The organism is Specibacter sp. NPDC078692, from assembly GCF_040686835.1.
Taxonomy (GTDB): domain Bacteria; phylum Actinomycetota; class Actinomycetes; order Actinomycetales; family Micrococcaceae; genus Specibacter.
Map to the genome: position 1 here is coordinate 35,817 of NZ_JBFBLV010000033.1, position 7,567 is coordinate 43,383.

Here is a 7,567-nt window from a genome sequence, read left to right on the forward strand (position 1 = left end):
GTGACATCGCTCGCCAAAGCACCCGACGAACCCGGCACGTATGCAAAGCCGCGGGGAAAGGCTGCCCTGCGCCTCTGGCTACTGGAGGGTTTGCCTGAGAGTTCCGGCAAACGTCAAGGTCCCCATGGCCGGCCCGCTGAGAATCATCATCCGGCCTCCTGGTGGCGGGTCATGTGCCTCACGGGTCTGGATTACTTCTCAACACTGGGTTACCAGCCGGCCATCGCCGCCCTAGCCGCAGGAGTTCTGGCCCCGCTGGCCACGATCGTTCTGGTCCTTGTCACCTTGCTCGGAGCACTCCCCGTCTACAAACGCGTTGCCCGGGAAAGCCCCCACGGCGCCGGTTCCATCGCCATGCTCGAACGCCTCCTGCCACGCTGGTGGGGCAAACTCTTCGTTCTGGCGTTGTTGGGCTTTGCCGCCACGGACTTCATGATCACCATTACGCTTTCCGGCGCCGACGCCACCGCTCACATTATTGAAAACCCGTTTGCACCCCACTTCCTGCAGGGCCACAACGTCGGCATCACGCTGATCCTGATCGCCGGCCTGGCCGCCATCTTCCTGCGCGGATTCAAGGAAGCCATGAGCATCGCCGTGGTTCTGGTGGCCGTTTTCCTCGCCATGAACTTGATCGTGATCTCGGTGGCACTGGCAAAAGTGACGCAAAGCCCCCTCCTCACCGCCGACTGGTGGGGAGCCCTCACCACCCAACACGGCAGCCCGTTCATGATCGTGGCCGTGGCACTGCTCGTCTTCCCCCGGCTCGCACTAGGCCTTTCCGGCTTCGAAACCGGGGTGGCCGTCATGCCGCAAATCAAGGGCCGCTCCACCGATACCGAAGAGAATCCCGAGGGCCGCATCAAGGGCGCTCACAAGCTACTGACGACGGCGGCGCTCATCATGAGCTCCTTCCTCATCACCTCCTCGCTCGCCACCACCATCTTGATCCCGGCCCACGAATTCCAGCCCGGCGGCGCCGCTAACGGCCGCGCATTAGCCTTCCTGGCCCACGATCTCCTCGGGGAAGGCTTCGGCACCGCCTACGACATCAGCACCATCGCCATCCTCTGGTTCGCCGGCGCCAGCGCCATGGCCGGACTCCTCAACCTGGTCCCCCGCTACCTGCCGCGCTTTGGCATGGCCCCCGAATGGGCGGCAGCCGTCCGCCCGCTGGTTCTGGTGTTTACCGCCGTCGCCGTTCTGATCACCATCATTTTCAAGGCCGACGTCGTTGCTCAAGGAGGTGCCTATGCCACCGGTGTGCTGGTGCTCATCACCTCTGCCGCTGTTGCGGTCACCCTGTCTGCCAAACGCAAGGGTGAGAAAAAGAAGGCGATTGGCTTCGGCGTGATCTCGGTGGCCTTCATTTACACCACGGTGGCGAACTCCATTGAACGGCCCGACGGGCTCAAGATTGCGGCCCTGTTTATCTTGGGGATTGTGTTGGTCAGCCTGCTTTCACGCATGCGCCGTGCGTTCGAACTGCGTGCCTCATCGATTCACATGGATGAGGCGGCCACTGCTTTTGTGACCTCCGTAAAGACGGACACCATCCGGATCGTTTCCCACGACCCAAAGACCAAGAATGCCGCAGCTTATCGGCGCAAACTGGCCCACGCAGCCTATGTCAACGCGATGGGAAATCTGCAGGATGTCTTGTTCCTGGAAGTTATTGTGGATGATTCCTCGGACTTTGAAGCCGACCTGGAAGTCCGAGGTATCACCCGGCACGGCTTCAAGATCCTGCAGGTTCATGCCACCAACGTGCCCAACACTATTGCCGCCGTGCTGCTGCACATTCGTGATGTCACAGGACTCATTCCGCACATTTACTTCCGCTGGAACGAGGGCAATCCCATCTCCAATCTGCTCAAGTTCCTGTTCATTGGAGAAGGCGAAATTGCCCCCGTCACACGTGAAGTGCTCCGTGAGGCGGAGCCGGATCTCATGCAGCGCCCCTGGGTCCACGTCGGCTAGTCTCGCTGGTCTGCGCACCAACGTCGGCTAAACACGCAGGCACGCGACGCTGCACCCCACGAAGCCCCACGAGCGCAGCGACGCCAACGCGGGAAATACGTCACCAGCGGTTGTGCACATCCTCCGCCCATCCCAGGGTGAGCGGCCACCGAGATGCGGTTCCCGTCGCTGTCGGCGATCTCGCCGTCGTAAGGGCCAAAGCACTGGAGGGTGTTATTGCCCAGATCAGTGACCCCCTTAGCTGGCCCCGGACCCCGAGGCCGCTGGCACCAGAATCCACAGCGCTTCCACCGGATACGGTGTGCGGTTTTCCCAACTGTGCGGCTCACGGCCAGGGAAGGAGAGCGTATCCCCAGCTTTCAGGTCATACGATTCCTGCGTCATAATGAGCGTCAGTTCCCCGCTGATGATGTGCAGGACATCCACGTCACAGTCCACGGCGTACAGTTCGGATTCCCCACGGCCAAAGGGTTCAATGGTGGCACCGAGGACCTGCAACCGCCGTTCTGAACGCGATGTCAAGAGCCGCTCCACGATCCCTTCGCCGCCCAAAGAGATTCGCGGGCCTTCGCCCCTACGGGTCAAGTGCGTCTCCGGAGCGGCAAACAAATCCCCAATGGAGATCGAAAGCACCTGACACATAGTGACGAGGGAGGCAACACTGGGTGAGGTGAGGTCGCGTTCAACTCGGCTCAAGAAGCCCTTAGTTAGGCCCGTAGCCTCAGCCACTTGCTCAATGGTCAGGCGCTGATCCTGACGGGCAGCACGGATGCGCGAGCCAATGGCAACCGGCCCAAAACTGGGCTCTAGGGCTAAGGCTTTCATGACGGCTCCTCTATTGCGCGTTGCTAGTGCGATCCAATGACTTCTAGCGGCACATTGACTGTAACCACGATCACAGTTTATCCTAATAGACAACAATTGTTGCTCAATAGGCAATATTGGCTAGGCAAGACCCTGGCTACTCTATTTCTCGGCCTGCTCCGCTAGTTCAGCTAGCGCGGCTAGATCCCATAACTTTCGCACACTGGAGCACACCATGGACTTAAACATTGCCATAGTCGTCTTATATTTGGTGGCCATGCTGGCCTTTGGCTGGTGGGGAAAATCGCGGACCAAGGACAATAGCGACTACCTCGTCGCCGGACGCCGTCTAGGCCCCTTCCTCTACACGGGGACCATGGCTGCGGTGGTCCTCGGCGGCGCCTCCACCGTTGGTGGCGTTGGGCTGGGGTATAAGTTCGGAATTTCCGGCATGTGGCTGGTGGTCGCGATCGGCGTCGGCGTGCTGCTACTGAGCCTGTTGTTCGCTCCGACGTTGCAGAAGCTAAAGATCTACACGGTCTCGCAAATGTTGAGCCTGCGCTACGGCGCCGAGGCAACCAAGATGTCCGGCATTGTCATGCTGGCTTACACCATCATGATCTCGGCAACCTCCACCGGCGCCTACGCCACCATCTTCATGGTGCTGTTTGGCCTGGACCGTTGGTTGGCCATAGCCATCGGTGGTGTCATTGTGCTGATTTACTCGACCATTGGCGGCATGTGGTCCATCACGCTCGCCGATCAGGTGCAGTTCGTCATCAAGACCGTGGGCATCTTCTTGCTCATGCTGCCCTTCACCTGGAACGCAGCCGGTGGCCTGGCCGGCATCAAGGAACGCGTTGACGCCAGCTTCTTCCAGTGGGATGGCATCGGCGTACAGACCATCATCACCTACTTTGTGGTCTACACCTTGGGCTTGCTCATCGGTCAGGACATTTGGCAGCGCGTCTTCACCGCCCGCGATCCGCAGGTGGCCCGGTGGGGCGGCGCCACGGCCGGCATCTACTGCATCCTGTACGGCGTTGCCGGTGCCATGATCGGCATGGCCGCCTTTGTGGCACTGCCAGACATCGATGTTGCAGGCCTAGGCAAGGACGTTGTCTACGCCGAAGTAGCCACCTACCTGCTGCCCATGGGCATCGGCGGCATTGTCATGGCCGCCGCCGTGGCCGCCATGATGTCCACCGCGTCCGGCGCCCTGATTGCCGCCGCCACGGTGGCCCGCAAAGACGTTGTCCCCTTCGTTGCAAGCTGGTTCGGCAAGACCATCGATGCCTCCGACACCGCCAACCCCGAGCACGACGTCCGCGCCAACCGCTGGTACGTACTGATCCTGGGTGTCATGGTGATCGTCATCTCCATCGTGGTCAACGATGTGGTCTTCGCCCTCACCATCGCTTACGACATCCTGGTTGGCGGCCTGCTCGTGGCCATCATCGGCGGTCTGGTCTGGAAGCGCGGCACGGGCCTCGGCGCCGCCTGGTCCATGGCCGTAGGTTGCGCACTGACCCTGGTCATGTTGGTTCTGTACGCCACCTCAATCATCCCCAGCGCCGACGGCATCTACGCCAACGAGCCCATCTACTTCGGCCTCATCGCCTCGCTGCTGGTCTACGTTGTCATCTCCCTGTTGACCCCGGCGACCCCCGCGCACATCCGCAAGGGCTGGGACGACCGCCTCGCCGCGGCGGCCACGGACTCCAACCCGGATGAGGACGCTGCCACCTTGGTGAAGTAACTCGTGAAGTAACCTTCTCAGAAGTACGACGGCGGATGGTGACGTAATTTATTACGTCACCATCCGCCGTCGGCCGTTAAAACAGTAGTGTAGAGGACAGCTTCAAGAGATGCGGCGCCAAGCTCCGACTGGCCGCACGCCAACCCCATGCTTCACGGGTGGTTCGGATGAGGAAGCGGCCCGCGGAAACCTCCGTTGGGCAAGAGCAAGCAAAGGTCATCGCCATGTCTTCGAGCACCCCTGTCACGCCCCGTCAGCGCCAAAATGTTGGGCAGTCCGCCCCCGCAAAATCCACCGGAATTCCGGTGCTGCCTTCGGTAGATGTGAACCGCGGCGCCGTTTCCTTTCAAACCCCCAACGGCTTCCACGACTATCAGACGCAGGAGCCGCAACAGCTTGCCACAGCCCTGACCCAGGCGGTTCGCCCGGCCCGCTGGATTCCAGAGCTGGGCACCTTGGTCGTCACGGTGGCGCAGAGCGGTGTGCGGGCCGGCCGCAACGTGGGGTTCCGGCTCTCCGCTTTCTAGCGCCGTTCACTATCGCGCCGCTGGGTGTGCGGCTGCGTGTGCAGCCGGGCAGCATTGTCTGCCTCGGCCTGCGCGGTTCCCACCAGTTGCGCCAGCAGCACCAGCGCCTCTCGCCCTTCTCGCGCTTCTCGCGCCGACGATCCAGGGACAGCCGTGTGCGTCGCAGCCGTGTGCGTTACGAAGGTTTGATCGGGGTGCTCCACCGATCTGAGGGTCTGTTGGGTCAGCGCAAGTTTTCCGATGAGCGGGTGCGCCAGTTCGTACACAGCAGTCGCGCACGGTTGAACCCTGTGGTCGGCCCAAAGAGAAGCGAACTCTGGGCTGGCTACGGCCAAGGAACCCACCAGTTGAGCCAGTAGCGGATCCTCGGGGTACTTGCCGGCGATGAGCCGCAAATTGCCCACCACAGCACGGCTTTTGGATGGCCAGTCCAGATACAGGGCACGAGTTTCAGTGTCCAGGAAGACCATGGATGCCATGTTCGGTCGCGCTGCAGGCGATAGTGGCGCCGCTATATCTAGATGTGGTGCAAGCAGCGCGTGGCCCAAGGAATTCCAGGCGAGAACGTCACTGCGCCGGCCCAGAATGAGCACTGGTACGTCACCGACAGCCGCCAGCAGTTCCAGCAGAGCCGGATCGGCGTGCTCTATAGGCGGTTTAGGGGTTCCCGGGCGGCGCTTAGGGGTTGTCCCTAGCCGAATCAAGTGGGCCCGTTCGGCGCTGTTGAGCTGCAGTGCTGTGGCTAGAGCATCCAGAACCTGGTGTGAGGCATTGCGTGAGCGCCCCTGTTCCAGCCTTGTGTAATAGGAAGAACTGACTCCAGCCAGCATTGCCAACTCCTCACGGCGCAGCCCGGCCACACGGCGCCGGTCGCCATACAGCGTGAGACCGGCTTGTTTCGGGGTAATGCGTTCACGGCGTGCCTGCAGAAAAGCACCCAGCTCGCCATTGTCCTGAGATGTCATGCCCCTAGTCTGCTGCCTTTCACGCAATGCTGCCTACCCCTGTCAGTGGTAGGCAAAAGCGGGAGTGCCACGATTCCCCGCTGGAACGAATACTGGATTTCAGGGCTGGAAGAACACAGCCCGCCGGGACTTACCTTCACGTTGCCCCGGTACTTCACATAGCCATCGAATGAATCCACAGAACGAATCCACCGAGCGAAAGCACAGATCACCATGACAATTTCCAACCTTGAAACCGCCCCAGTCCTCACCATCGGAGACGTCACCGTAACTCGCGTCGTTGAAAGCGTCGGCAGCATTGGCATGACCCCGGAGCAATTCTTCCCCGGCACGGATCCCGCGGCTTGGACAGGCGGCGCCGACCAGTTGCGGCCCCACTTCCTTGAATCCGACGGCGACACCGTCTTGAGCAGCACGGCCCGCGTCGCCATGCAGACCTGGGTTCTGCGCAGTGGCGGAAAAGTGATCCTCATTGACACGTGCGTCGGCAACGACAAGGACCGACCCGACGTGCCCAGCTGGTCGCAATTGCAGACCGAATTCCTGGGCCGGCTCGCCGCGGCGGGCATCGCACCGCAGGACGTGGACGTCGTGGTAAATACCCACCTGCATGCCGACCACGTTGGCTGGAACACCAGGCTCGTGGACGGGGTCTGGGTGCCGACGTTCCCTAACGCGGAGTACCTGCTGCCGGCCAAGGATCTCGATTTTTGGAATCCTGCCAGCGGCAATTCCACCATCATGGGCGAGGGCGCGCACACCGTCTGGGCAGATAGCATTATGCCCGTGTTCGACGCCGGTCAGGCCACAGCATGGAGCGGTCAGCATCGCATCGATAAGGCGTTGACCCTCGAAGCCGCGCCTGGCCACACACCGGGCGCATCGATCGTGCGGCTCTCCTCGAACGGCGAGGAAGTGCTATTCGTCGGCGACACCCTGCACAGTCCGGCCCAGGTCCACGACGTCCATACCTCCAGCTGCTTCGACGAGGACCCGGCCACGGCAAATGCCACCCGGGAGCGGATCTTCCCCGAGGCCGCAGAGAAGGGACTGACCATGTTTCCCGCACACTTTGGTGGCCACGGCGGCTTCAAGGTCAGCAAATCAGACAGCGGTTCAGGACCATTGTTCACAGTCAGTGAGTGGGCACCGCTCGTGGCGATCTAGACCCACGGGCACAGCAATCTAAGCCCCACCGGCACAGCATTGCTGCGGGTGCTTATTCAATTGCGTCTATTCAAGGTGCCTATCCTTTTAGTGGACCTTGGTCTGCACGTCATAGTCTGGACAGGCATTTCGACGTTGCGTATGGACTTGAGAGCTTGAGAGGTTGAACGGCCGGGAACGCACGGGTGTCGGCCCGGATCGGCACCACCTTCGCAAAAAGGACGGCGCTTGCGGGAAAAGACGGCATTAGACGGCCGTCTTTTCCCGCAAGAACCCAACTTCACCGACGAAAATGCGGCCTGTGTAGTGATCGACGAGAATATCTTCCTCATGATGTTGACGCATGATTTCTTCGCCACGTTCAC

Annotated in this window: 6 protein-coding genes and 1 riboswitch; of the genes, 4 read left to right on the plus strand and 2 right to left on the minus strand. The window is 61.1% G+C overall.

All coding sequences use genetic code 11. From position 1 onward, the window contains the following. Positions 1-1,980, plus strand: a complete 1,980-nt coding sequence (locus AB0O97_RS17490; protein WP_363884371.1) for an amino acid transporter — start codon at positions 1-3, stop codon at positions 1,978-1,980. Positions 1,981-2,217: 237 nt separating this feature from the next. Here the strand turns inward: AB0O97_RS17490 and AB0O97_RS17495 are convergent, their stop codons facing one another. Continuing rightward, on the minus strand, positions 2,218-2,805 hold the full coding sequence (locus tag AB0O97_RS17495) for a helix-turn-helix domain-containing protein (RefSeq protein ID WP_363837418.1): 588 nt from the start codon (positions 2,803-2,805) through the stop codon (positions 2,218-2,220). Between the two features lie 214 nt (positions 2,806-3,019). Here AB0O97_RS17495 and AB0O97_RS17500 point away from each other — a divergent pair, with 214 nt between their 5' ends. Further along, positions 3,020-4,543: a sodium:solute symporter gene (locus tag AB0O97_RS17500; protein ID WP_363884372.1), complete on the plus strand. Its 1,524-nt coding sequence runs from the start codon at positions 3,020-3,022 to the stop codon at positions 4,541-4,543. 100 nt (positions 4,544-4,643) lie between these two features. Then, positions 4,644-4,755, plus strand: a riboswitch (SAM riboswitch). 12 nt (positions 4,756-4,767) lie between these two features. After that, complete coding sequence (locus AB0O97_RS17505; RefSeq protein WP_363884374.1) at positions 4,768-5,070, plus strand: hypothetical protein; 303 nt, start codon at positions 4,768-4,770, stop codon at positions 5,068-5,070. Here AB0O97_RS17505 and AB0O97_RS17510 read toward each other — a convergent pair. Then, positions 5,067-6,035 (minus strand): helix-turn-helix transcriptional regulator, encoded by a 969-nt coding sequence (locus tag AB0O97_RS17510; RefSeq protein ID WP_363884376.1) that lies wholly within the window; start codon positions 6,033-6,035, stop codon positions 5,067-5,069. The two genes, AB0O97_RS17505 and AB0O97_RS17510, sit on opposite strands and share 4 nt — an antisense overlap. Before the next feature lie 213 nt (positions 6,036-6,248). Between AB0O97_RS17510 and AB0O97_RS17515 the strand changes: the two genes are divergently transcribed. Next, positions 6,249-7,202 carry an MBL fold metallo-hydrolase gene (locus AB0O97_RS17515; RefSeq protein WP_363884378.1) on the plus strand — a complete coding sequence of 318 codons (954 nt, stop codon included), beginning with the start codon at positions 6,249-6,251 and terminating at the stop codon, positions 7,200-7,202. The last annotated feature ends 365 nt before the right edge of the window (positions 7,203-7,567 follow it).

Coding starts and splice junctions, on each gene's coding strand:
- AB0O97_RS17495 (WP_363837418.1), bottom strand. CDS start 2,805: ATGAAAGCCTTAGCCCTAGAGCCCAGTTTTGGGCCGGTTGCCATTGGC.
- AB0O97_RS17500 (WP_363884372.1), top strand. CDS start 3,020: ATGGACTTAAACATTGCCATAGTCGTCTTATATTTGGTGGCCATGCTG.
- AB0O97_RS17505 (WP_363884374.1), top strand. CDS start 4,768: ATGTCTTCGAGCACCCCTGTCACGCCCCGTCAGCGCCAAAATGTTGGG.
- AB0O97_RS17510 (WP_363884376.1), bottom strand. CDS start 6,035: ATGACATCTCAGGACAATGGCGAGCTGGGTGCTTTTCTGCAGGCACGC.
- AB0O97_RS17515 (WP_363884378.1), top strand. CDS start 6,249: ATGACAATTTCCAACCTTGAAACCGCCCCAGTCCTCACCATCGGAGAC.